Origin of the sequence: Comamonas odontotermitis (assembly GCF_020080045.1) — a bacterium.
Taxonomy (GTDB): domain Bacteria; phylum Pseudomonadota; class Gammaproteobacteria; order Burkholderiales; family Burkholderiaceae_C; genus Comamonas; species Comamonas odontotermitis.
In genome coordinates this window covers 1,644,032-1,665,925 of sequence record NZ_CP083451.1, presented here as the reverse complement: position 1 = coordinate 1,665,925, position 21,894 = coordinate 1,644,032, and the positions used below count along the sequence as shown (strand labels likewise).

The following is a 21,894-nucleotide window of genomic DNA, read 5'->3' as shown; positions in this document are numbered from 1 at the left end:
GCGGCGCCCTCTATCCTCTGGAGGCCCGGCATGACCCCGCACCGCACTGCATCGCGCGAGCAATGGCTGAGCGAAAGACTGGCCTTGCTCGCAGAAGAAAAGGCGCTGACACGCCAATCGGATGAACTGGCCCGCAAGCGCGCTGCGCTGCCCTGGGTTCGCATCGACAAGGACTACCGCCTTGACACCGAGCAAGGTTCTGCCTCGCTGGCTGATCTGTTTGGCGGACGCTCGCAGCTTCTGGTCTACCACTTCATGTTCGGGCCCAGCTACCAGGCCGGGTGCCCCTCCTGCTCGGCCATTGCCGATGGCTTCAACGGAACCCAGACGCATCTACAGAACCATGATGTAGCGTTCTGGGCTGTGTCGCGCGCGCCGCTGACCACGCTGCTTGACTACCGCGAGCGCATGGGCTGGCATTTTCCCTGGGCTTCGTCGTCGGGCAGCGATTTCAATTTCGACTTTGGCGCTTCGTTCACGCCCGAGCAGCAGGAGTCGGGCATCGTCTACAACTACCAGGCTGAGCCACCGGTGCCGCGTGCAGCGATTGACGATGCGTCCATTCCCAGCCGCGCCACGCCCGATGGCGCCTCGCGCGGTGCCTCATCGGCCAGCACGGACGTTGCATCCTACGCGCGCGAGCGCCCGGGCATGAGCGCCTTTGCCATGCAGAATGGCGAGGTGTTCCACACCTATTCGGCCTATTCCCGGGGGCTGGATGCGCTCTGGAGCGTCTACACCTGGCTCGACCGCGCCCCCCTGGGGCGCAACGAACAGGAATACTGGTGGCGCCGCCATGACGACTATGACGCCCAGCCGGCTGCAGCTTGCTGCTCCTGCGCGAAAGGCTGAGGCTCTCATTCAGACGGCACGGTACGGCCTTCATACAGCGTTAGTACTGCTTTACCGTGCCAGTTCCTTCATTGATTCAGGAGTTCACGATGAAACCCAATCCCGTTGTCTGGTTCGAGATCTACGTCAGTGACATGGCGCGTGCCAAGACCTTCTACGAAGCAGTATTCCAGACCCGGCTGGAGCCGCTGCCAGCCCCCTCGGGTGGCGCCAGTGGCATGCAGATGCTGGCGTTTCCCAATGACATGAACACCGGCGGCGCTGGTGGAACGCTGGTCAAGATGGATGGCGTTTCACCCGGAGGCGGCGGCACCATGGTGTACTTTGGGTGTGACGATTGCGCCGTGGAGCAAGCCCGGGTCGAGAAGGCTGGCGGAAAGGTGCACCAGGGCAAGTTTGCGATTGGCGAATACGGCCACTGCGCCATCATCCTCGATACCGAGGGCAACATGATCGGCCTGCATTCCATGAAGTAGACGATCGCCTGGCTGCCTCATGGCCATCACGACCACAGGCGGCCTTCCGATTACGCCTCGCCCCTCTTCAACCCCTTTGTATCGGCTCTCCCATGCCCTATACCGCCAGTTGCCACTGCGGCCAGACCGCGTTTGAATTCGAGGGTGACATCCAGCAGGCCCTGGCCTGCAATTGCTCCATCTGCCAGCGGCGCGGCTCGCTGCTGTGGTTCACGCCTCGCACATCTCTGCGCTTGCTCAAGCCCTTGCAGGATGCCACCTACCAGTTCCACAAGCACAAAATCAAGCACCATTTCTGCCCGACCTGCGGGATCCACACCTTTGGCGAAGGCACAGCGCCCGATGGCACGGCCATGGCCGCCATCAATCTGCGCTGTGTCGAGAACATCGATCTGAACGCCATTCCCGTGCACCACCACGATGGCCGGGCCATGTAACTACCAGGAAACAGCCATGACTCAGCGCAACGGCAATACCTTCATCAGTACACGCCACATCGCAGCCACGCCGGAGAAGGTGTTCGCCGCCATCCAGTCGCCCGAGCGGCTGGCACGGTGGTGGGGCCCTGCGGGCTTTACCAACACCGTGCAGCGCTGCGACATGCGGCCCGGTGGGCACTGGGTGTTTGACATGCACAGCCCGGATGGCAAGACCTATCCGAACGAAAACGTGTTCGAGACCATTGATCCGCCTCAAGGCAGTCAACCCGGGCTCTTTGTGCTGCGCCATATCGCGCAACCCCTGTTTCGACTGACGCTGCGGGTGCAGGCCGACGGTGCTGGCACCCAGGTGGATTTCGTGCAGGTGTTGGACAGCGCCGAAATGGCGCAGCAGTTGGCGCCTATCGTAGAACCAGCCAATGAACAGAACCTGGATCGCCTGACGGCCGAAGTCCTGGCGCTCTGATTACGCATTTGAACCCCACCCATGACTGACGCCCACCCTCCCTCCTCACGCCACCGTTGGCTGGCCCTCGTCGTACTGTGCCTGGGCGAGCTGATGATCGTGCTGGACTCCACCATCGTGAATGTGGCCTTGCCCTCGATCCGCACCGACTTGGGCTTTGGCGAGACCGAACTGGTCTGGGTGGTCAACGCCTACATGCTCACTTTCGGCGGTTGCCTGCTGCTGGGCGGGCGCTTGGGCGATCTGTACGGCCACCGGCGCGTTTTTCTGGCCGGTTTGGCCTTTTTCACCCTGGCCTCGCTGGTATGCGGCCTCGCGCAGAGCAAAGGCGTGCTGGTAGCAGCCCGCGCCATCCAGGGGCTGGGCGGCGCCGTGGTTTCTGCCGTGGCGCTGTCGCTCATCATGAACCTGTTCAGCGAAACCAATGAGCGCGCCCGCGCCATGGGGGTGTATGGCTTTGTCTGTGCGGGCGGCGGCAGCATTGGCGTGCTGCTGGGCGGTCTGCTGACCAGCGTGAGCTGGCACTGGATCTTTCTGGTCAACCTCCCCATCGGTGTGGCCGTGTATGTGGCCAGCCTGCGCCTGCTGGCACCATCGCCCGCCTCGGCCACCCGCCAGCGGCTCGATGTGGCGGGGGCGGTGACCGTCACGCTCTCCCTCATGCTGGCCGTCTACGGCGTGGTCGGTGGCAACGAGGCTGGCTGGTCGTCGCCGCAGACCTTGGTCACCCTGGGTCTGTCGGTCGTGCTGATGCTTGCGTTTTTGGCCATTGAATCGCGCACGGCGCACCCGCTGGTGCCGCTGGGCTTGTTCAGGCGGTGCAATATCGTGGTCTCCAATGTCTGCGCCGTTCTCTGGTCGGCAGGCATGTTTGCCTGGTTCTTCATGTCGGCGCTGTATCTGCAGCAGGTGCTGGGCTACACCCCCATGCAGGTGGGCCTGGCCTTTCTGCCCGCCAATCTGGTGATGGCGGTGCTGTCACTGGGCTGGTCGGCCAAGCTGGTGATGCGCTTTGGCATCCGCACGCCGCTGGTGGCAGGCCTTGCACTGGCTGCTCTGGGTCTGCTGCTGTTTGCCCGCGCGCCCGTGGCGGGCAACTTCTGGGTGCATGTGTTTCCCGGCATGGTGCTGCTGGGCGTGGGTGCAGGCATTGCGTTCAACCCCATGCTGATGGCGGCCATGCACGATGTCGAGCCGGACGACGCAGGCCTCGCCTCGGGCCTCGTCAATACAGCCTTCATGCTGGGCGGGGCACTGGGCCTGGCAGTGCTGGCCAGTATTGCTGCGGCGCGCAGCCAGTCGCTGCTCACCACCGGGCACGATGCCATCGCTGCGTTGAATGGCGGCTACCAGCTCGCGTTTGCGGTTGGTGCCTTTTTTGCCCTGTTGGCGGCGGTGCTGGGCGGCGCTATGCTGCGTGCAGATCTGCACGCCGACGCCGATGCCCCGGCCATCGCCCACCATTGAATGACACCCCCATCACTCCATCACTCTGCAACAAGGAAATCTCTGATGTCTACCAACACCACACATCCCCAGGACCTGGTGCTGACGCGCCTGATCGACGCCCCTGCTGCCACGCTCTACCGCTGCTGGACCGACCCGGAATTGATGAAACAGTGGTTTGTCCCCAAACCCTGGACCATTGCACGGGTCGAGCTTGACCTGCGCCCGGGCGGCGGCAGCCTGGTGGTCATGCGCGACCCGGAAGGCAAGGAATACCCCAACGCCGGGGTGTATCTGGAAGTCGTTCCCGAGCGCAAGCTGGTGTTCACCGATGCCTACACCGCCGGCTGGGTGCCCACCGAAAAGCCATTCATGACCGCCATCGTCACCTTCGAGCCCGAGGGCGAAGGCGGACGCCAGACCCGCTATACCGCCATTGCCCGCCACTGGACCGAAGAGACCCGCAAGCAGCATGAAGCCATGGGCTTTCACACCGGCTGGGGCATCTGCGCCGACCAGCTGGCCGCACTGGCTGCCACGCTGTAGTTTCAAGCGCAGCAAACAGATAGGAGACCGCCATGCCCTACGTTGATGGATTTGTTCTGCCCGTGCCCCGCGCCAACCTGGATGCTTACCGGGCCCTTGCCGAAAAGGCAGGCCACGTCTGGCTGGAGCATGGTGCGCTGCAATACTGGGAATGCGTGGGCGACGATGTGCCGCCCGGCGAAATCACTTCGTTTGCCAAAGCCGTTCTGCTCAAGGACGACGAAGTGGCCTGCTTCTCGTGGATTGTCTACACATCGCGTGCAGAACGCGACCGGATCAACGCCGCCGTGATGGCCGATCCGCGGCTGGCCGAGGTGACGCCCGAGAACATGCCGTTTGATGCCAAGCGCATGTTCTTTGGCGGTTTTGCACCCATCGTGCAAATGGATGCACCTCGCTGAAAAGCGGGCTGGCGGGCAAGCGGCTGGAGTTACTGGCCGCCGCGCTGGCGCAGCGCTTCATACAGACACACGCCGCTGGCTACCGATACGTTCAGGCTCGATACTGCGCCCATCATCGGGATGCCGATCAGTTCGTCACAGGTCTTGCGCGTCAACTGGCGCATGCCATCGCCCTCGGCGCCCAGCACCAGGGCCACAGGGCCCTTCAGATCGACCTGGTACAGGGTCTTGGGTGCATCGTCGCTGGTGCCGATGATCCAGACGTTGCGCTCCTTCAGCTCCTTGAGGGTGCGCGCCAGGTTGGTCACCATGAAATATGGCACCGTCTCTGCCGCTCCGCTGGCCACCTTGGCCACGGTGGCATTGATGCCAACCGCATGGTCCTTGGGGGCGATCACGGCGTGCGCGCCAGCGCCGTCGGCCACACGCAGGCAGGCGCCCAGGTTGTGCGGATCGGTCACGCCATCGAGCACCAGCAGCAGGGGCGATGCCACGCCAGCCTCTTCCAGATCGTCCAGCAGCTCGTCGAGCGTGCGGGTGTCCTTGATTTCCTCCACCCGCGCGGCCACCCCCTGGTGCCCGTGGCTGCCCGCCAGCTTGGCGATGCGCGTGGCATCGGCCTCGATCAGGCGCACCCCCGCCTCCTTGGCGCGTTCGATGAACTGGCGCATGCGTGCATCGCGGCGCGTGGACTCGAAATAGACTTCAATGATGGATTTGGGCGCCGTCTTCATGCGCACGCCCACGGCATGGAAGCCGAACAAGACTTTGGGGGATGACATAGGCCGCCATTATCCCTGCAGCCGCGATGCCGGGGCACAGGAAGGGGACAAGCCGCTTCTGGTCACTCATCGGATTTTTTGCTGTCGAGTGCGCCTGCACCTCGCAGCCTTCACCACCTTGCGCTCTGGTAAGGACAGAGAGAGATGCGGAATTGGTAAAAATCAGCCAGTAGCGCGCTCCCAATATGCGCAACAACTCCTTATTTTGTAGCAAATGGCCACAAAAAAGGCGGCCCGAAAGCCGCCCTTCATGTTGTCGCGCTCAACTGCCGAAGCGCCCCCGACAGCCGCGCGTCACCCAGATACGGCCGGCACGGCTGTCGTAGCCCCAGGTATAGCCTTCGCGGCAAGAATCGTCAGAGAGCTGCTCCAGCAGCTGCGGGCGGCCCCAGCGGGCATTCCAGCTACAGCTGTTGTCGCGGCGATCATTGCTTTCACAGGTGATATCGCGGCCAGAGCCGTAGCCGCCGCCCTGTCCATAGCCGCCAGCCACGACGAATTCCGCTCGACAGCCATCCGTCACCCACAGGCTGCCACCGCGCACGCCCCAATTGCGACCCTCGACGCAGCGCGTGTCTGACAGCTGGCGGGCAATTTCCATGCGCGCGCCACGGGGCACCGCGCATTCACGCGTGCGGCCGTCCTGGCTTTCGCATCGCACCGTTCCCTGGCCCCCCATGGGCGGCTGAGGCTGCCAGCCGCCGCGCCCGTCAACAAAGCGTGCGCGGCAGCCATCGGTCACCCAGATCCTGCCCCCGCCTGCATTGCCCCAGGTACGTCCTTCGATGCAAGGCGCGCTCGAAATGGTCTCGCTCACCACCGGATTGCGGAATGGCGTGCGGCACTCCCGCGTGCGGCCGTCCTGGCTTTCGCAGGTCACCTCGTCATTGCGGCCGTATTGTGCTTGTGCTGCGGGCGCCAGCGTCAGCAGGGCCAGGGCAAGGCCCGCCAGAATGCGTTGATGAATCATGGACTCTCCTCTCTTGAAATGTGTGGTGTATTCCGGTGATGCACAGGCTAGCGCAGGCACAGCACCGGTTTTGTCAGCGCGGGCCGATAGTCGATCGTACATAGCTCGGCTTTCAGACGTCGCTAGTGTAATCAAGCAAATCACTCACTTTTCAGCAGCTGTTAGCGCCTGTTACAAAGGCCTTCCTCCATGATTTGGAGCTTCAACGATGGCCGCCATGTTCAGCAGCAGGCTGTGTTCAAGCGTCGCGCACCAGCAGATCGCCGGTGATCTCGGCCACATTCTTGACGCTGGTGAGCGTCATGGCCACGCGCATTTCCTTCTCGAGCAGATTGAGCAAATGGGTCACGCCCGCCTCGCCGTCGGCAGCCAGCGCATACACAAAGGCGCGGCCGATCATGGTGCAGTCGGCACCCAAAGCCAGCAGACGCACGATATCGAGCCCGTTGCGGATTCCCGAATCGGCCAGAATCTTGATCTGCCCCTTGACGGCGTCAGCAATGGCTGGCAGCGCGCGGGCCGACGAGAGTACCCCATCGAGCTGGCGGCCGCCATGGTTGGAGACAATGATGCCGTTGGCCCCAAAACGCACTGCGTCCTTGGCGTCCTCAGGGTCGAGGATGCCTTTGATGAGCATCGGTCCTTTCCAGAAATCGCGGATCCACTCCAGGTCACTCCAGGAAATCGAGGGGTCGAAATTGGCCCCCAGGTAGCCCATGTAGTCTTCCAGGCTGACGTTCTGGCCCTTGTATGTGGAGATATTTCCCAGCGTATGCGGACGACCCAGCAGACCCACATCCAGCGCCCACTGCGGGTGCGAGACCGCCTGCAGGTAGCGTCGCATGGCGGCGTTGGGGCCGCTCATGCCCGAATGCGCATCGCGGTAACGCGCGCCGGGCACCGGCATGTCCACCGTGAACACCAAGGTGGAGACGCCAGCCGCCTGCGCGCGCTCCAGGGCGTTCTTCATGAAGCCCCGATCCTTGAGCACATAGAGCTGAAACCACATCGGACGGCCCAGCTTCGGGGCCACCTCCTCGATCGGGCAGACGGAGACACTCGACATGGTGAAGGGAATACCCTTCCTGTCGGCAGCCTGGGCGGCCTGCACTTCGCCGCGCCGGGCAAACATGCCGGTCAGGCCCACGGGCGCCAGCGCCACCGGGATGGAGAATTTCTCGCCAAACAGCTCGATGCTGGTGTCGAGCTGGCTCATGTCCTTGAGCACACGCTGGCGCAGCGCCACATCGGCCAGATCGCTGACGTTGCGGGCGAGCGTCTTCTCGGCATAGGCGCCGCCGTCGAGGTAATGGAACAGAAAGGGTGGCAGGCGCTTTTGCGCCGCTGCGCGGTAATCCGTGGTGGAGGAGATGATCATGAGAATGTCAATCCTGTCGTGGTGAGCCGGCCTTGCCGCTGCACGCGCGCGGCATCGGCATCGGCCTGGGTTAGTTTTTCGTGAACGTAGGCGAGGTGCTCACCGATGATGGCTCTGGCCTGCTCGGGCTCTCCGCTGATCACCGCCTGCATCAGATCGTGGTGCTGCAGGGTCAGGCGCTCCAGCACCTTGGGGTCGTCGTGCACGAACATCACGCGGCGGTTCTGGGCCACGGTGCCCAGCACCATCTCGAACAGGCTGCGCATCACCTGCACCACCACCACGTTGTGCGAAGCCTCTGCAATCGCCAGATGGAACTGCGCATCGGCCCGTGCCGAGTTGGCGGCATCCTGGCTTTGCTGATGGCGCAGCATCTCGTCAAAACAGCGGCGGATGTGATCCTTGTCCTTCTCCGTCGCACGCTGCGCGGCGTGCCATGCGCTGCCAATTTCGATCATCTGCCGCGCTTCCAGCACGTCGTAGCGGTACTGCGGGTCGTCGCGCATCAGCGGCACCAGCGGCGCAATAGCCTGCTCATGCCACTGCTGCACGGGTGCCAGGACAAACGTGCCCGCACCCACCCGGCTCTCCAGCACGCCCCGGCTGCCGAGCTTCTGGATCGCCTCGCGCAGCGCCGTGCGCGAAACACCCAACTGCTCGGCCAGCACGCGTTCAGTCGGCAGCTTGGAGCCCGGCTGTAGCGAGGTGGACTGGATCAGATCCAGCACCTGCTGGGCAACGCGGTCGGACAGGCGCAAGGCTGGCATCGGCTTTTGGAAAAGTTAAGGGTGGGGAATCATCCCAGGGAATACATATGCCTGCAACGTGCAGATGATTCCGATGATGACCAGAAACGCCAGGCTGTGCTTGACCGTGAAGCGAAACAGATCCGATTCCCTGCCCGCCAGACCCACCGCAGCGCAGGCAATGGCAATGGACTGGGGCGAGATCATCTTGCCTGTCACGCCGCCGGTGGTATTGGCAGTGACCGCCAGCACCTCCGGCAAACCCAGCTGCGCAGCCGTGGTAGCCTGCAGCGCGCCGAACAAGGCATTGGCTGAGGTATCCGATCCTGTGAGGAAAACACCCAGCCACCCGAGGAAGGGCGAGAAGAACACAAAGGCCTTGCCGGTATGCGCCAGCGCCAGGGCCAGGGTGGTGGACAGGCCCGAATAGTTGGCGATGAAAGCAAAGGCCAACACCATGCCGATGGAGTAGATGGGCAGGGCCAGTTCCTTGAAGGTCTCTGCCAGAGTTTTGGCGGCTACGGAAGGCTTGAGGCGCAGGAACAGAATGCTCAGCACGGCTGCAATCAGAATGGCCGTACCGGTGGCCGACAACCAGTTGAAGGAATACACCGCGCCATAGGGGCTGGATGCAGCAACCACGGGCGGCACCTTCTGCACGACGTTGTGCAGGAGCGGCACAGGTACGTTCAGCACCGTGCCTGCCAATGCGGCGCCTTGGGCAAACAAGGCCTTGAAGGGTTTGATGCTCCAGACGGTCACCATTGCCGTGAGGATGATGAAAGGCGACCAGGCCTTGAGTACCACACCTGCGGTCAACGTGGCCGGTACGGATACTGCCGGCTTCACGCCAGCCTCGGCGGCTGCGCCTGGTTCCGGCGCAAAGCGGAAGATGCGCTTGGGTTGCCAGAACCGGAGGAAGGCGGTGAGCACCACCAGCGCCAGAATGGCCGAGGTGATGTCCGGCAGTTCCGGCCCGATGTAGTTGGCGGTGAGAAACTGACCCAGTGCGAAGCTGCCACCCCCAACCAGCACGGCGGGCCAGGTTTCCTTGATGCCACGCCAGCCGTCCATGATGGCCATCAGCCAGAACAGCACGATGATGGTCATGAATGGCAACTGGCGCCCGGCCATCTGGCTGATGGCCATGGCATCCACACCCGACACCTGCCCGGCCACGATGATGGGAATGCCCATGGCGCCAAAGGCAACCGGAGCGGTATTGCCGATCAGGCACAGGCCAGCGGCATACAGCGGCTTGAAGCCCAGGCCCACCAACAGCGCCGCCGTGATCGCCACAGGAGCGCCAAAGCCCGCAGCGCCCTCCAGAAAGGCGCCAAAGCAGAAACCCACCAGAATGAGCTGCAGGCGCTGGTCTTCGGTCACCGACAGGATCGAGGCACGGATGATGTCGAACTGCCCGGTCTTGACCGACACCTTGTAGAGAAACACGGCTGCCACAATGATCCAGGCAATGGGCCACAGGCCGTAGAAGAAGCCATAGACCCCCGACGCCAGGGCGTTGGCCACAGGCATCCTGTAGAACAGCAATGCCACCGCGAGGGCCAGCACCACTGTGATGGTTCCCGCCACGTAGCCCTTGAGGCGCAGCTTCGTCAGTGCGATGAAGAAAAAGATGATGGGTATCAGCGCCACCAGCGCGGACACCCAGATATTGCCCGCAGGGTCGTAGTTCTGCGACCAGATTTCTTGCATTGTTTCCATCTCCTGATGTGCGCGGGCCCACCCCTTCACTTGGCCGGAGCCCGTGCACTCTTCTAAAGGTTCTATAGGCAGTACGCCCTCGGCCCCAGCCACAGGAGTACCGCTGATTCATTCCTTAATTGGTATTACCAATAAAATTCAATTGAAAGAAAAATGGATTATATGGAGCAGAAAATTTCAAACTAACAGGGTTTACCCTTTAATTCAGAATTTATTGGTAATACCAATTAGACGATACATTCTGAACGCATACCCATCAGCGCTGCCCCAGAACCGAGCGTACGGAGTGGAGTGCGCGGGGGGGGGGCGTACACATTGCATGCCCGGGATTTGAGAAGGCTTTCTGCTCCACCGGTTTTGGGATGGGCAGGGGCCGCTATGCTTATTGAACCCCATGCGAGACCCCTGCATGAAGTGAGATGCCCTCTTCTCGGGCATAAAAAAACCTCCTGCAGGGCAGGAGGTTTTCAGGCGGAAAAACCGCAGACTCAGGCGCGTTCTGCCACCCAGGCTTGCACGCCAGCCAGCGCCTTGGGCAGGGCCGTGGCGTCGGTGCCGCCTGCCATGGCCATGTCAGGCTTGCCGCCACCCTTGCCACCCACTTGCTGGGCCACAAAGTTCACCAGCTCGCCGGCCTTGATCTTGCCAATGCTGTCCTTGGTCACACCCGCAGCCAGTTGCACCTTGTCGCCGTCCACTGCGGCCAGCACGATGGCAGCAGAGCCCAGCTTGTCCTTGAGCTTGTCCATGGTGTCGCGCAGGGTCTTGGCGTCTGCGCCTTCCAGCGTGGCAGCCAGCACCTTGATGCCTTTGACATCTACCGCCTGGCCAGCCAACTCATCACCCTGGCTGGAAGCGAGCTTGCCCTTGAGCTGGGCCAGTTCCTTCTCCAGCGCCTTGATCTGGTCAAGCGCGCCGCCAATGCGGTGGTTCAGTTCCGCCACAGGCGCCTTCAGGGTCGCGGCCGCTTCGTCCACAGTCGATTCGAGCGACTGCAGATAGGCCAGTGCGTTCTCGCCGGTCACGGCTTCGATACGACGCACGCCGGCAGCCACACCGCCTTCGGCCACGACCTTGAAGAGGCCGATATCGCCGGTGCGGTGCACATGGGTGCCGCCGCACAGTTCACGGCTGGTTCCGATGTCGAGCACGCGCACGGTTTCGCCATACTTTTCACCAAACAGCATCATGGCGCCGGTCTTCTGCGCGCTCTCGATGTCCATCACGCGCGCATCGGTAGCCGTGTTGGCCAGGATTTCGGCATTCACGCGCTTTTCGATCTCGCGCTTCTGCGCATCGGTCACCGGGCTGTTGTGCGCAAAGTCAAAGCGGGTACGCTCGGCATTCACCAGGCTGCCCTTTTGCTGCACGTGGTCGCCCAGCACTTCGCGCAAGGCCTTGTGCATGATGTGGGTGACCGAGTGGTTGCGCATGGTGGCAGCGCGCACGGCGGTATTCACCTGCGCCTCGACCGCATCGCCCACCTTGAGGCTGCCGGATTCGAGCACGCCATGGTGGCCGAATACATCGGCCTTGATCTTGAGCGTGTCTTCCACGGCAAAACGGTTGCCACCTGCGGCGATCACTCCCTGGTCTCCGACCTGGCCACCGGATTCGGCATAGAACGGCGTCGTGTCCAGAACCACCACGCCACTCTGGCCCGCCTTCAACTCATCAACGCTCGTACCGTCTACGTACAGCGCTACGATTTTTGCAGCTTCTGCCAGCTTGTCGTAGCCGGTGAAGGTGTTGGCTGCACCGGTGTACTCCAGCGCGCGGTCCATCTTGAACTTGCCCGCAGCGCGGGCCTGGTTCTTCTGCTGCTCCATGGCGGCATTGAAGCCCGCTTCGTCCACTGTCACACCGCGCTCGCGCGCAACGTCGTTGGACAGGTCCAGCGGGAAGCCATAGGTGTCGTGCAGCTTGAAGGCCACATCACCGGGCAGCACCTTGGCGCCACCGGCCAGCGCGCTGTCCAGGATTTCCATGCCGTTGGCGAGCGTCTCGAAGAAACGCTCTTCTTCCACCTTCAGCACATCGGTGATGCGCGCTTCCTGCTCGCGGATCTTGGGGTAGGCATCGCCCATCACGGCGACCAGATCCTTGACCAGCTTGTGGAAGAACGGCGTCTTCTGGCCCAGCTTGTAGCCATGGCGGATCGCGCGGCGCACAATGCGGCGCTGCACATAGCCGCGGCCTTCGTTCGATGGAATCACGCCGTCGGCCACCAAAAAGGCCGTGGCGCGGATGTGGTCGGCAATCACCTTCAGCGAAGGATTGTCCAGATCGGCAGTGTGCGTTTCGCGGGCTGCAGCCTTGATGAGCGCCTGGAACAGGTCAATCTCGTAGTTGCTGTGCACGTGCTGCAAAATGGCAGCCAGGCGCTCCAGGCCCATACCGGTATCGACGCAAGGCGCCGGCAGCGGCTTGACCGAGCCGTCTTCTGCCATGTCGAACTGCATGAACACGTTGTTCCAGATTTCGATGAAGCGGTCGCCGTCTTCATCGGGCGAGCCTGGAGGGCCGCCAGCAATATGCGGGCCATGGTCATAGAAGATCTCGGAGCAAGGGCCGCAAGGGCCGGTGTCGGCCATCATCCAGAAGTTGTCGCTCTTGTAGCGGCCCCCCTTGTTGTCGCCAATGCGGATCACGCGCTCGGGCGGCAGACCGATTTCCTTGGTCCAGATGTCATAGGCCTCGTCATCTTCTTCGTAGACGGTGGCCAGCAGCTTTTCCGGCGGCAGCTTGTAGACCGTGGTCAACAGTTCCCAGGCCCATTTGAGCGATTCGCGCTTGAAGTAATCACCGAACGACCAGTTGCCCAGCATCTCGAAAAAAGTGTGGTGGCGCGCGGTATAGCCCACGTTTTCCAGGTCATTGTGTTTGCCGCCTGCACGCAGGCAGGTCTGTACGCTGGTGGCGCGGTTGTAGGGGCGCTTGTCCGTGCCCAAAAACACGTCCTTGAACTGCACCATGCCGGAGTTGGTGAACATCAGCGTGGGATCATTGCCTGGCACCAGCGGGCTCGACGGAACAATGGTGTGCCCCTTGGATGCGAAGAAGTCCAGGAAGGTCTTGCGGATTTCCGCGACGGAAAAAGTGGGTGTACTCATGTTTTGCAGCGGTGGTGGCACCCGCCTTGCAGCCACACTGGCCGCGCTGCGGGCGCGAATCTTTCATTATAGGGTTTGGGGCTATTCCACATCATGGGGCTCGGCAGAATGGAAGCAGCGGCCTTTTAGGAACCTCTGCAAAACCCTCGCCAGATGGGATGGACGCGGATCGGGATGAGCCGCAAGGCGTCTTTTGAAGGCAATAGCCGTAGCTATTGCCGAGGAAGACAACGCAGCGGATCGCCCGAGACCGCGTTCAGACCACGGCAGGGAGTTTTGCAGAGGATCGTTTACCGCTCGCCCCAGCCTCGTGCAGGCATGCCTTGGACGTGGCGCCGCAACCGCACGGGGCAGAAGATGCTCATTCCGGCACTGGCAATGGCGCTGCCTTGCGCGATTTGCTCTGCTCCTGCATGCGGCGGGCGTGCTCTGCCTGGCGTTTGGCCGCGTCCTGCTGCTTGGCATCGTATTCCTGGCGCGCCTGCTCCACATTGTCGCCCTCCTCTGCGGCCCGGCGCTGCTGGGCCCGCTGCTTGCTGCCGAGCTTTTGCTCGTGCTGCGTGGCGCGCTGTGCGGCGTCATGCTGGCGGCGTTGCTGCTCCGCTTCAATTTCCTGCGGACTGCGTGCCGGCTTCTTGCTGCGGCCCGCCGCCTGGGCTTCATGTTCGCGCTGGCGTTGCTCCAGGTCTTCCTTGTTCAAGGCGCCGCTGTCGGCACCGTCGTTGCGGTGCTTGGCATCGAACTCAGCCTGCTTCTTTTCACGGGCTCCGCGCTGTTTGGCGGTGCGCTCGGCCCGCTCATCGGCGTTGATGGCCAGCTCACGCTGGCGCAGTTCGCGGTCGCGGTGATTGGCCTCGGCCCGCACCTTTTTCAGGCAATCGGTGACTGCAAAGTGCTGGTAGCAGATCTTTTCGTTGTCTGCGAGCTGTTTGTCGTTGGCTGCGCGCTCTCTGGATATTTCCGCACGCGCCGCCTGGCGCTCGGCCGCATCCATTTCTGCGGCCTGGGCAGACCCCACAGAGCAGGCAACCAGCAATACAGCACCGAGCAGTTTCAAGCTTGCGTTCATCGTTTGCTCTTTCAGGTCAGGGCCGTGTCCACCACGCGCCGCTCCAGCGACAGGTACTCCTGCGACTGCATTTCATTGAGGCGCGAGACCGTGCGCGGAAACTCATGCACCAGCGGCCCTTCGGTATACAACTGTTCGGGCGGCACCGCAGCCGACAGGATGAGCTTGACGCGGCGGTCATACAGCACATCCACCAGCCAGGTAAAGCGCCGCGCAGGCGAAGCCATGTTGACTGGCATATAGGGCACATTGGACAGCAAAACCGTGTGGAACTGGCTTGCCAGCTCCAGATAGTCGTTTTGCGAGCGCGGGTTCACGCACAGCTCATGAAAATCGAACCAGATCACCCCCCCGGCACGGCGGAGCGGGCGCAGCTCGCGGGATTCGATCTTGAACACAGGCTTCTCGTCCGGCACTTCGGCCAGCTGGTTGAAGGCCTCCTGCATGGCCTGGTCTGCCTCCGGGCCCAATGGGCAGTGGTAGAGGGTGACCTTCTCCAGAGTACGGCGGCGGTAGTCGGTGCCGTTGTCCACATTGACGATTTCCATGCGCGCATTGAGCAGTTCAATTGCGGGCAGGATGCGGTCGCGGTGCAGCCCATCGGGGTACAGATCGTCAGGTTTGAAGTTGGAGGTGGTGACAAAGCCCACGCCATTGTCGAACAGCGCCAGCAGCAGGCGGTAGAGGATCATCGCATCGGTGATGTCCGCCACGTGAAACTCGTCAAAACAAATCAGCTTGTACTTCTTGGCAATCTGCGCGCCCAGAACATCCAGCGGATCCTGCGTACCTTTGAGCAGGGTGAGCTCGCGCTGCACTTCGCGCATGAACTCATGAAAGTGCAGCCGCACCTTGCGCCGGATGGGCACAGCGTTGAAGAAGCAATCCATCAGAAAGCTCTTGCCCCGGCCCACACCGCCATACATGTAGACGCCCTTGGGAATATCGGGGTGGTTGATCAGCTTCTTGAGTGCGTTGGAGCGCTTGCTTTTGTACTGTTCCCATTCATCGGCACAGCGCTGCAAGGCATCGACCGCGCGCAGCTGCGCCGGATCGCTGTGAAAACCTTTGGCCGCAATCTCGGCCTCGTATGCATCTCTTACCGCGGTGCCCATAGATGTCTCAGTCTCTATTGCTATAAATTACATAGCCCCTACCGCGCATTGAGCAAGCGGTAGAGGCTATTTTTCGTCAAACTTCTGATGCTTCCATCTCTCAACCGGGCGACGCTCGAAAAGTCATCGCAGGGCTGAGGGTCTGGATCAGAAGTTCAAGGTGCGCTTGTCCACAGCCAGAGCCGCTTCCTTGGTCGATTCCGACAGCGATGGGTGGGCGTGGCAGATACGAGCGATATCTTCGCTCGATGCCTTGAACTCCATCGCCACCACAGCTTCGGAGATCAGCTCCGACACCATCGGGCCTACCATATGCACGCCCAGGATTTCGTCGGTTGTGGCATCGGCCAGGAACTTGACCATGCCGGTCGTGTCGCCCAGAGCGCGGGCGCGGCCATTGGCCAGGAACGGGAAGGTGCCTGCCTTGTATGCCACGCCGTCGGCCTTGAGCTGCTGCTCGGTGCGGCCCACCCAAGCCACTTCAGGGCTGGTGTAGATCACCGAAGGCAGCGTAGCAAAGTTCACATGGCCGTGCTGGCCAGCGATACGCTCGGCCACGGCAACGCCCTCTTCTTCGGCCTTGTGCGCCAGCATCGGGCCGCGCACCACATCGCCCACCGCCCACACGCCTGGCAGGTTGGTCTTGCAGTCGTCATCGACCACAATCGCACCTCGCTCGTCGAGCTTGAGGCCCACGGCTTCGGGGTTGAGGCCAATGGTGTTGGCCACGCGGCCGATCGACACGATCAGCTTGTCCACTTCCAGCTGCTGGGCTTCGCCCTTGGCGTTGGTGTAGCTGATGTTCACGCCCTTCTTGTCGGTCTTGATCTCGCCAACCTTCACGCCCAGCTCGATCTTGAGGCCCTGCTTGTCGAAAGCCTTCTTTGCTTCCTTGGCGATTTGCTCGTCCACGGTGGGCAGGAACTTGTCCATGCCTTCGAGCACCGTCACTTCGGTGCCCAGACGGCGCCAGACCGAGCCCATTTCCAGGCCGATCACGCCAGCGCCGATCAGGCCCAGCTTCTTGGGCGTAGCGCCCAGGCGCAGCGCGCCATCGTTCGACAGGATCTTGTCTTCATCAAAAGGCACGCCAGGCAGCGCGCGGGCGTTGGAGCCTGTGGCAACAATGATCTGCTTGCCGGTGATGGATTCTTCTTCCTTGCCAGCCACCTTGATTTCGTAGCCACCATCGACCGCCTTCACAAAGGAGCCGCGGCCATGGAAGAAGGTGACCTTGTTCTTCTTGAACAGGTACTGGATACCGTCGTTGTTCTGCTTCACGACGCCGTCCTTGCGGGCGATCATTTTGGCCACGTCCATGGCCACCTTGCCGGTGGAGATGCCGTGGTCGGCAAAGCTGTGCGTGGCGTGCTCGAAATATTCGGACGACTGCAGCAGCGCCTTCGATGGAATGCAGCCTACGTTGGTGCAGGTGCCGCCCAGAGCGGGGCCGCCAGCGGCGTTCTTCCACTCGTCGATACAGGCCACGGCCATGCCCAGTTGCGCTGCACGGATGGCGGCCACATAGCCACCGGGGCCGCCGCCGATCACGACGACATCAAATTGCTTGCTCATGATTATTCCAATGGTGTTAGTTCAAAACTGCCCTGGTGCAGGATCACACCAAACAGGCCCGTTTTGCTTGTCAGTTGCTCATCGTCCGAACGGCCAAACGAAACCGTGGCTCCTGCAGGCACGCGGCACAGAAACATGAACGCGCCCGATTCGAGGCAGGCGATCTGCCCGCTGGCACGTTGCTGCTCCCAGCCGAAATCCCGGTAGCCGTCTGCCTTGAAAGGCCTGAGCGGCAGCGGCCTGCCCGCTTCGCCCACAAACGAAATGGCCCATTGCGGGCCATTGTCCAGCCTGGCGCCCGGCACATCCTTGACGGACACGGTGGTCACCGGGCGTATCTCTACCTTCTCGGGCACGGGCACGCCACGGCGCATGGCCTGGGTATTGGCCTGCCACTGGAAGCGGTAATCCCCACTCCAGCTCTGCGCAGTTACGTCCTTGGCAGGACGTGTGGTGCCGCATGCAGCAAGCACCAGCGCAGAGGCCGCTATCACCAAGATACGTGCCATGACGACCCGACGACCTGATTACAGGTCGAACAGCAGACGCGATGGATCTTCCAGCGCATCCTTCATCGCCACCAGGCCCAGCACGGCTTCACGGCCGTCGATGATGCGGTGGTCATACGACATGGCGAAGTAGTTCATCGGACGAACCACGACCTGGCCGTTTTCCACCACGGCGCGGTCCTTGGTGGCGTGCACGCCCAGGATGGCCGATTGAGGCGGGTTGATGATGGGGGTGGACATCATTGAGCCGAAGGTGCCACCGTTGGAGATGGAGAAGGTACCGCCGGTCATGTCTTCAATGCCCAGCTTGCCGTCTTGCGCCTTCTTGCCGAATTCGGCAATCTTCTTTTCGATGTCGGCAAAGCTCATCTGGTCGGCATTGCGCAGGATTGGCACCACCAGGCCGCGTGGCGAGCCCACGGCGATACCGATGTCGAAGTAGCCGTGGTAAATGATGTCGGTGCCATCGACCGATGCATTCAGCACAGGGTACTTCTTGAGCGCATGCACTGCAGCCTTCACGAAGAAGGACATGAAGCCCAGCTTGACGCCGTGTTCCTTGGTGAAGTCGTCCTGGAACTTCTTGCGCAGCGCCATCACGGGCGCCATGTTCACTTCGTTGAACGTGGTCAGGATCGCGTTGGTCGACTGCGATTGCAGCAGACGCTCGGCAATACGGGCACGCAGGCGGCTCATCGGCACGCGCTGCTCTGGGCGCTCGCCCAGGTCCTGAGAACCTGCAGGCGATGCCACCTGGGGCAGCGACTTGGCAGGCACACCGGTAGGAATCACGGCGGCGGTGGACTTGACGCCACCGGCCACGGCGGCCAGCACATCACCCTTGGTGACGCGGCCGTCCTTGCCGGAACCAGCAACGGCGCCCACGGGCAGGTTGTTGTCGGCCAGCAGCTTGGCAGCTGCAGGCATGGCCACATCACCCTTGCTGCCACCCGTGGCAGCAGGAGCTGCGGCAGCCGGCGCCGGCGCGGCAGCGGCCTGTGCAGGCGCAGCAGCAGGAGCCGCTGCAGCACCGGCCACGGCTTCGGTGTCGATCTTGGCGATCAGCTGGTCGGCCACCACGGTGGCACCATCACCTTGCACGATCTCGGTCAGAACGCCAGCAGCCGGGGCAGGCACTTCCAGAACGACCTTGTCGGTCTCGATCTCGATCAGGATTTCGTCGACTGCAACAGCTTCGCCAGCCTTCTTCTTCCAGTTCAACATGGTGGCTTCAGCGACCGACTCGGACAGCTGAGGAACTTTGACTTCTACGATTGCCATAAGAATTCTTTCTGTGTTCGTTGATAAGAGCTGTCTGAGTGCTTACTTGGTCAGCACGAAACCCTTGAGTTTGGCAAATGCGCCTTCCACCAGAGCCTTTTGCTGCTCCTGGTGCAGGTGCGAATAACCGACGGCAGGCGATGCCGAAGCGGCACGACCGGAGTAGCCCAGCTTCTGGCCGTCGAGCATGTTTTCGTGGATGTAGTGCTGCACGAAGAACCATGCGCCCTGGTTTTGCGGCTCGTCCTGGCACCACACGATTTCCTTGGCGTTGCCGAACTTCTTGAGTTCCGCAGCGAAGGCCTTGTGCGGGAATGGATACAGCTGCTCCACGCGGATGATGGCCACGTCAGTCGTACCATCTTCGGCACGCTTCTTGACCAGGTCATAGTACACCTTGCCCGAGCAGGCGATCACGCGCTTGACCTTGTCGGCCTTGGCAACGATGGCCTCGTCGCGCTCACCGATGACGGTCTGGAAGCCACCGGAGGTGAACTCGGACACGGGCGAAGTCGCATCCTTGTTACGCAGCAGCGACTTGGGCGTCATGATGATCAGCGGCTTGCGCAGCGGACGCACCATCTGGCGACGCAGCAGGTGGAAGATCTGGCTGGCCGTGGTGGGCTGCGTGATCTGCATGTTCTGGTCTGCCGCCAGCTGCATGAAGCGCTCCAGGCGGGCCGAGCTGTGCTCGGGGCCCTGGCCTTCGTAGCCGTGTGGCAGCATCAGCGTGATGCCGTTGACGCGGCCCCACTTCACTTCACCAGAGGCGATGAACTGGTCGATCACCACTTGAGCGCCGTTGGCAAAGTCGCCGAACTGCGCTTCCCAGATCACCAGGGTGTTGGGGTCGTTCGAAGCGTAGCCGTATTCGAAGCCCAGCACTGCCTCTTCCGACAGGATGGAGTCGATGACCGTGAACGGAGCCTGGCTGTCGGCCACGTTCTGCAGAGGGATGTAGGTGCCTTCGTCCCACTTCTCGCGCTTTTGGTCGTGCACGACCGAGTGGCGATGGGTGAAGGTGCCGCGGCCGCTGTCCTCACCGGACAGGCGGATCGGATAACCAGAGGCCACCAGCGAAGCGTAGGCCATGGTTTCACCCATGCCCCAGTCCACATTGATGTCGCCACGGCCCATGGCGGCTCGGTCGTCATACACCTTCTTGACCAGTTGGTGCGGGTTGACCGACTCAGGCAGAGTCGTCACGCGCTCGGCCAGGCGCTTCCACTCAGCCAGAGGAATAGCGGTGTCTGCAGCGTCCGTCCACTTCTTGTGCAGGAAGGGGCTCCAATCCACGGCGTACTGGCTCTTGAAGTTGGTCAGCACCGGATCGACCGTGTGCTTGCCCGCGTCCATGGCAGCGCGGTAGGCCTTGACCATGTCGTCGCCCAGGGTCTCGCCCAGGCCTTGCGTGCCCAGCTTGTCGGCGTACAGCTTGCGCGTGCCAGGGTGCTGGGCAATCTTCTTGTACATCAGCGGCTGGGTCAGCGCTGGCGTGTCCTGCTCGTTGTGGCCCAGTTTGCGGTAGCAGATGATGTCCACCACGACGTCCTTGGAGAACTCCATGCGGAAATCCAAAGCCATCTGCATGGCCAGCGCCACTTCTTCCGGATCATCGCCGTTGACGTGGAGCACAGGCGACTCGATCATCTTGACGATGTCGGTGCAATACGTGGTCGAACGCAGGTCGCGTGGATCGGAGGTGGTGAAACCGATCTGGTTGTTGATGATGATGTGCACCGTGCCGCCCGTGGTGTAGCCACGGGTTTCGGACAATGCCAGGGTTTCCTGGTTCACGCCCTGGCCGGCAAAGGCCGCGTCACCGTGCACCAGCACGGGCAGCACTTGCTTGCCCTGAGGGTCGTTGCGACGGTCCATGCGCGAGCGCACCGAGCCTTCGACCACGGGGTTCACGATTTCCAGGTGCGATGGGTTGAAGGCCAGCGACAGGTGCACGGGGCCGCCTGCGGTGGTCACGTCCGAGCTGAAACCCTGGTGGTACTTCACGTCGCCAGCAGGCAGATCTTCAGGCGCGGTGTGGTCGAACTCGGCAAACAGGTCCTTGGGCATCTTGCCCAGGGTGTTCACCAGCACGTTCAGGCGACCACGGTGGGCCATGCCGATCACGATTTCCTGCACGCCCTTGACACCAGCGGCGTTGATCAGCTGATCCATCGCCACGATGAAGGATTCGCCGCCTTCCAGCGAGAAGCGCTTCTGGCCCACATACTTGGTGTGCAGGAAACGCTCCAGACCTTCGGCTGCCGTCAGGCGGTCGAGAATGCGCTTTTTCTGGTCGGCATTGAATGCAGGTTTGCTGCGAATGGCTTCCAGACGTTGCTGCCACCAGCGTTTCTGGTTCTGGTCGGTGGCATACATGTATTCGGCGCCCAGGGTGCCGCAATAGGTTTCGCGCAGTGCATTGAGCAGATCGCGCAGGGTCATCGACTCCTTGCCGAAGAACGTGTTGCTCGTATTGAACACGGTTTCCTGGTCGGCGTCGGTGAAGCCGTAGAACGCTGGATCAAGCTCGGGGATCTCGGGGCGCTCCTGGCGCTTGAGCGGATCCAGGTCGGCCCAGCGGGTGCCCACATTGCGATAGGCAGCAATCAGCTGCTGCACGGCAGTGCGCTTGCGGCCCAGCTCCGAATCGGCACCGGAGGCAACGACTACCTTGGTGCCGCCTTGTTTGGCACGTTCGGCAAAGGCGTTGATGACAGGGAGATGAGGAACATCTTTGTGGTTGCTGCCGTCCGTTGCGGGGACATTTTGCAGTGCGTCAAAGTATGCACGCCACGTATCGGGTACGCTGCCTGGATTGGCCAGGTAGTTTTCGTACATCTCTTCTACGTAGGGGGCATTGCCACCGAAAAGATAGGTATTGCCTTGGTAGGCTTGATACACAGAATTTGTATCGCTCATTTTCTCCGCTGACCTCCGCTTTCCTCTGGAAAGCATTAGCTGGTGCATATAAACAACCTTCCGCGACACGGCTGAACCGGTT

General features: G+C 61.9%; 19 protein-coding genes. 7 read left to right on the top strand and 12 right to left on the bottom strand.

Annotation, left to right across the window (positions count from 1 at the left end; all coding sequences use genetic code 11):
* Positions 1-30: 30 nt before the first annotated feature.
* The 7 genes from LAD35_RS07765 (at position 31) to LAD35_RS07735 (ending at position 4,627) form a co-directional block, all read left to right on the top strand.
* Entirely contained in the window at positions 31-852 is an 822-nt protein-coding gene (locus tag LAD35_RS07765; protein WP_224152119.1) for a DUF899 domain-containing protein, read from the top strand.
* Between the two features lie 89 nt (positions 853-941).
* Entirely contained in the window at positions 942-1,328 is a 387-nt protein-coding gene (locus LAD35_RS07760) for a VOC family protein (protein ID WP_224152118.1), read from the top strand.
* Between the two features lie 92 nt (positions 1,329-1,420).
* Positions 1,421-1,765: a GFA family protein gene (locus LAD35_RS07755; protein WP_224152117.1), complete on the top strand. Its 345-nt coding sequence runs from the start codon at positions 1,421-1,423 to the stop codon at positions 1,763-1,765.
* A 16-nt stretch (positions 1,766-1,781) separates the two neighbouring features.
* Positions 1,782-2,234 carry an SRPBCC domain-containing protein gene (locus LAD35_RS07750; RefSeq protein WP_224152116.1) on the top strand — a complete coding sequence of 151 codons (453 nt, stop codon included), beginning with the start codon at positions 1,782-1,784 and terminating at the stop codon, positions 2,232-2,234.
* A gap of 21 nt (positions 2,235-2,255) precedes the next feature.
* On the top strand, positions 2,256-3,701 hold the full coding sequence (locus LAD35_RS07745) for a DHA2 family efflux MFS transporter permease subunit (RefSeq protein WP_224152115.1): 1,446 nt from the start codon (positions 2,256-2,258) through the stop codon (positions 3,699-3,701).
* A 45-nt stretch (positions 3,702-3,746) separates the two neighbouring features.
* Positions 3,747-4,226, top strand: coding sequence for an SRPBCC family protein (locus LAD35_RS07740; RefSeq protein WP_224152114.1), 480 nt, complete (start codon positions 3,747-3,749; stop codon positions 4,224-4,226).
* 32 nt (positions 4,227-4,258) lie between these two features.
* Complete coding sequence (locus tag LAD35_RS07735) at positions 4,259-4,627, top strand: DUF1428 domain-containing protein (RefSeq protein WP_224152113.1); 369 nt, start codon at positions 4,259-4,261, stop codon at positions 4,625-4,627.
* Positions 4,628-4,656: 29 nt separating this feature from the next.
* Here LAD35_RS07735 and rlmB read toward each other — a convergent pair whose 3' ends face one another.
* From rlmB to LAD35_RS07675, 12 genes are all read right to left on the bottom strand, one after another.
* Positions 4,657-5,409, bottom strand: a complete 753-nt coding sequence (gene rlmB / locus LAD35_RS07730; protein ID WP_224152112.1) for a 23S rRNA (guanosine(2251)-2'-O)-methyltransferase RlmB — start codon at positions 5,407-5,409, stop codon at positions 4,657-4,659.
* Positions 5,410-5,671: 262 nt separating this feature from the next.
* A complete protein-coding gene (locus tag LAD35_RS07725) occupies positions 5,672-6,379 on the bottom strand; it encodes a DUF3011 domain-containing protein (protein WP_224152111.1) in 708 nt (235 codons plus the stop codon).
* Between the two features lie 238 nt (positions 6,380-6,617).
* Positions 6,618-7,757, bottom strand: coding sequence for an FMN-dependent L-lactate dehydrogenase LldD (gene lldD / locus LAD35_RS07720; protein ID WP_224152110.1), 1,140 nt, complete (start codon positions 7,755-7,757; stop codon positions 6,618-6,620).
* Positions 7,754-8,524, bottom strand: a complete 771-nt coding sequence (gene lldR, locus LAD35_RS07715) for a transcriptional regulator LldR (RefSeq protein WP_184708603.1) — start codon at positions 8,522-8,524, stop codon at positions 7,754-7,756. Before lldR ends, lldD begins: the two co-directional genes overlap by 4 nt.
* A gap of 15 nt (positions 8,525-8,539) precedes the next feature.
* A complete protein-coding gene (gene lldP, locus LAD35_RS07710) occupies positions 8,540-10,219 on the bottom strand; it encodes an L-lactate permease (RefSeq protein WP_224152109.1) in 1,680 nt (559 codons plus the stop codon).
* A 497-nt stretch (positions 10,220-10,716) separates the two neighbouring features.
* Positions 10,717-13,341, bottom strand: coding sequence for an alanine--tRNA ligase (alaS, locus tag LAD35_RS07705; protein WP_224152108.1), 2,625 nt, complete (start codon positions 13,339-13,341; stop codon positions 10,717-10,719).
* Between the two features lie 361 nt (positions 13,342-13,702).
* Positions 13,703-14,410, bottom strand: a complete 708-nt coding sequence (locus LAD35_RS07700; RefSeq protein WP_224152107.1) for a hypothetical protein — start codon at positions 14,408-14,410, stop codon at positions 13,703-13,705.
* A gap of 11 nt (positions 14,411-14,421) precedes the next feature.
* Entirely contained in the window at positions 14,422-15,525 is a 1,104-nt protein-coding gene (gene zapE, locus LAD35_RS07695) for a cell division protein ZapE (protein WP_224152106.1), read from the bottom strand.
* 147 nt (positions 15,526-15,672) lie between these two features.
* Complete coding sequence (gene lpdA, locus LAD35_RS07690) at positions 15,673-17,100, bottom strand: dihydrolipoyl dehydrogenase (RefSeq protein WP_224152105.1); 1,428 nt, start codon at positions 17,098-17,100, stop codon at positions 15,673-15,675.
* Between the two features lie 2 nt (positions 17,101-17,102).
* Positions 17,103-17,609 (bottom strand): hypothetical protein, encoded by a 507-nt coding sequence (locus tag LAD35_RS07685; protein WP_224152104.1) that lies wholly within the window; start codon positions 17,607-17,609, stop codon positions 17,103-17,105.
* Between the two features lie 18 nt (positions 17,610-17,627).
* Complete coding sequence (gene odhB / locus LAD35_RS07680; protein ID WP_224152103.1) at positions 17,628-18,890, bottom strand: 2-oxoglutarate dehydrogenase complex dihydrolipoyllysine-residue succinyltransferase; 1,263 nt, start codon at positions 18,888-18,890, stop codon at positions 17,628-17,630.
* A gap of 42 nt (positions 18,891-18,932) precedes the next feature.
* The gene (locus LAD35_RS07675; RefSeq protein WP_224152102.1) at positions 18,933-21,812 is read right to left on the bottom strand and encodes a 2-oxoglutarate dehydrogenase E1 component; all 2,880 of its coding nucleotides are present in this window, start codon (positions 21,810-21,812) and stop codon (positions 18,933-18,935) included.
* Positions 21,813-21,894: the final 82 nt, after the last annotated feature.

Bases quoted from the DNA above. Each gene is read 5' to 3' on its own strand.
- LAD35_RS07765 (WP_224152119.1), top strand. From the start codon at position 31: ATGACCCCGCACCGCACTGCATCGCGCGAGCAATGGCTGAGCGAAAGA.
- LAD35_RS07760 (WP_224152118.1), top strand. From the start codon at position 942: ATGAAACCCAATCCCGTTGTCTGGTTCGAGATCTACGTCAGTGACATG.
- LAD35_RS07755 (WP_224152117.1), top strand. From the start codon at position 1,421: ATGCCCTATACCGCCAGTTGCCACTGCGGCCAGACCGCGTTTGAATTC.
- LAD35_RS07750 (WP_224152116.1), top strand. From the start codon at position 1,782: ATGACTCAGCGCAACGGCAATACCTTCATCAGTACACGCCACATCGCA.
- LAD35_RS07745 (WP_224152115.1), top strand. From the start codon at position 2,256: ATGACTGACGCCCACCCTCCCTCCTCACGCCACCGTTGGCTGGCCCTC.
- LAD35_RS07740 (WP_224152114.1), top strand. From the start codon at position 3,747: ATGTCTACCAACACCACACATCCCCAGGACCTGGTGCTGACGCGCCTG.
- LAD35_RS07735 (WP_224152113.1), top strand. From the start codon at position 4,259: ATGCCCTACGTTGATGGATTTGTTCTGCCCGTGCCCCGCGCCAACCTG.
- rlmB (WP_224152112.1), bottom strand. From the start codon at position 5,409: ATGTCATCCCCCAAAGTCTTGTTCGGCTTCCATGCCGTGGGCGTGCGC.
- LAD35_RS07725 (WP_224152111.1), bottom strand. From the start codon at position 6,379: ATGATTCATCAACGCATTCTGGCGGGCCTTGCCCTGGCCCTGCTGACG.
- lldD (WP_224152110.1), bottom strand. From the start codon at position 7,757: ATGATCATCTCCTCCACCACGGATTACCGCGCAGCGGCGCAAAAGCGC.
- lldR (WP_184708603.1), bottom strand. From the start codon at position 8,524: ATGCCAGCCTTGCGCCTGTCCGACCGCGTTGCCCAGCAGGTGCTGGAT.
- lldP (WP_224152109.1), bottom strand. From the start codon at position 10,219: ATGCAAGAAATCTGGTCGCAGAACTACGACCCTGCGGGCAATATCTGG.
- alaS (WP_224152108.1), bottom strand. From the start codon at position 13,341: ATGAGTACACCCACTTTTTCCGTCGCGGAAATCCGCAAGACCTTCCTG.
- LAD35_RS07700 (WP_224152107.1), bottom strand. From the start codon at position 14,410: ATGAACGCAAGCTTGAAACTGCTCGGTGCTGTATTGCTGGTTGCCTGC.
- zapE (WP_224152106.1), bottom strand. From the start codon at position 15,525: ATGGGCACCGCGGTAAGAGATGCATACGAGGCCGAGATTGCGGCCAAA.
- lpdA (WP_224152105.1), bottom strand. From the start codon at position 17,100: ATGAGCAAGCAATTTGATGTCGTCGTGATCGGCGGCGGCCCCGGTGGC.
- LAD35_RS07685 (WP_224152104.1), bottom strand. From the start codon at position 17,609: ATGGCACGTATCTTGGTGATAGCGGCCTCTGCGCTGGTGCTTGCTGCA.
- odhB (WP_224152103.1), bottom strand. From the start codon at position 18,890: ATGGCAATCGTAGAAGTCAAAGTTCCTCAGCTGTCCGAGTCGGTCGCT.
- LAD35_RS07675 (WP_224152102.1), bottom strand. From the start codon at position 21,812: ATGAGCGATACAAATTCTGTGTATCAAGCCTACCAAGGCAATACCTAT.